At 73.4% G+C, this 2,131-nt stretch carries 1 protein-coding gene; it reads left to right on the plus strand.

Annotated features, from left to right (window positions below; all coding sequences use genetic code 11):
• Positions 1-2,075, plus strand: a 2,075-nt coding sequence (locus CCN39_RS14995; RefSeq protein ID WP_143264042.1) for an ATP-dependent DNA helicase, incomplete at its 5' end; no start/stop codon positions are given.
• Positions 2,076-2,131 lie beyond the last annotated feature (56 nt).

Raw genomic sequence — 2,131 nt, forward strand, 5'->3', positions numbered from 1 at the left:
TCGAACGGCTGCGGGCGCGCGAAGGCGCCGGGCCCGCCGACATCGCGTGCGCGCTGCTGCCGGACGTCCGCGCCGAACGCGCGTGGGTCGCCGACGCCCTCGCCCGGCGCTGGTACGACCACCAGGAACAGGCCGGCAAGCCACCGACCGCCGCGGTGCTCGTGCGGCGCCGCGCCGACATGGCGCCGATCGCCGCCGAACTGCGGGCGCGCGGGCTGCCGGTCGAGGTCGTCGGGCTCGGCGGGCTGCTGGACGAGCCCGAGGTCGCGGACCTCGTGTCGACGCTGAAGGTGCTCGCCGACCCGCTGTCCGGGAGCGCGGCGGCCCGGCTGCTGACCGGTGCCCGCTGGCGGCTCTCGGCCGCCGACGTCGCCGCGCTGTGGCGCCGCGCCGGCGAGCTGTCCAGCCCGGAGAAGCCGGACGCGCCGGAGCTGGTCGTCGAGCGCGTCGAGCAGGCCGGGCTGATCGACGCCGTCGACGAGCCCGGCGACCCGGCCCGGTACTCCGAGGAGGGCTACAAGCGGATCCGGCGGATCGGCTGGGAGCTGGCCGCGCTGCGGCGCCGGCTCGACCAGTCGCTGCCGGAGCTCGTCGCCGACGTCGAGCGCACGATGCTGCTGGACGTCGAATCCCTGGCCCGGCCGGGCTCCGCGGGGCGGGCACACCTGGACGCGTTCGCCGAAGTCGTCGCCGACTACGCCGAGACGGCGCCGACCGCGACCCTGCTGTCCTTTGTGGACTACCTGAACACCGCCGCGCACGCCGAAGACGGGCTCACCCCGGGCGAGGTCGAGGTCGTGCCGGACCGCGTGCAGGTGCTGACGGTGCACTCGGCGAAGGGCCTCGAATGGGAGGTCGTCGCCGTGCCGCACCTGGTGCACGAGGTGTTCCCCGGCCGGCGGCGGTCGTCGTCGTGGCTGCGGACGGCGACGTCACTGCCCGCGAAGCTGCGCGGTGACGCCCAGGATCTGCCCACATTGGACATTGCCGAGGGCTACGACCGCAAGGAAGTCCAAGAAGGACTGGAACTGCACGAAGCCGGGTTCGTCGAACGGGAACAGGCGGAGGAACGGCGGCTCTGCTACGTCGCGCTGACGCGGTCCGAGCACGCGCTGATCGTCTCCGGGCACTGGTGGAACGAAAGCAGCAGCCGGGTGAAGGGGCCGTCGGAGTTCCTCACGGAGATCGCCGACGTGCTGCGCGAGACCGGCGTCGGGCAGCTCGCGGAGTGGGCGCCGGAACCCGCCAAGGACGACGAGAACCCCCTGGTGACGGACTCGCGGGCGGCGCGCTGGCCGGTCGATCCCCTCGCCGACCGCCGCACCGGCGTGCAGACCGGTGTGGAACTGGTGTCCGAGGCGCTGGCTTCCCTCGGCTCGTCCGAAGAGGACGACGACGATCCGGACGGGTGGCTGACCGACACCGACGTCCTGCTGGAGGAGTGGGCACGCAAGGACGACCACGTGCACCGGGTTCCGCTGCCTTCGCGGCTTTCGGTGAGCCAGCTGGTCGCCTTGGCCGACGACGCCGCCCGGCTCGCCGCCGACCTGCGCCGGCCGCTTCCGGTGGAGCCCAACAGTTTCGCCCGCCGCGGCACGGAGTTCCACGGCTGGCTGGAGCGCCGCTTCGCGGGCGACCAGCTCATCGAGATCGACGACCTCCCGGGTGCGGCCGACTTCGGCGAGGCCCCCGACGCGGACTTCGAGGAACTGCAGGCGGAGTTCGAGAAGAGCGAGTGGGCGTCGCGGGTCCCGGTGGCGGTGGAGGTGACGTTCTCGGCCGACGTCGAAGGCATCACCCTGCGCGGCCGCATGGACGCGGTCTTCGCCGACCCCGACGGCGGCTGGACGGTGGTCGACTGGAAGACCGGCGCGGTCCCGCCGGAGTCCCGCATCCCGGCGTTGTCGGTCCAGCTGGCGGCGTACCGGATGGCCTGGGCGGCGCTGAAGGACGTCCCGGTGGAGCGGGTCCGCGCGGCATTCCACTACGTCCGCGCGAACCGCACGATCCGCCCCGCCGACCTCCTGGACCCCGACGCCCTCCGCAACCTCCTCCGCGACCTCCCCGAGGCGTGATCAGCCCCGTAACTCGCGTGATCAGGGCCGGAACTGGCGTGATTGGGGCCGGAACT

Origin of the sequence: Amycolatopsis kentuckyensis, assembly GCF_002155975.1 — a bacterium.
Taxonomy (GTDB): domain Bacteria; phylum Actinomycetota; class Actinomycetes; order Mycobacteriales; family Pseudonocardiaceae; genus Amycolatopsis; species Amycolatopsis kentuckyensis.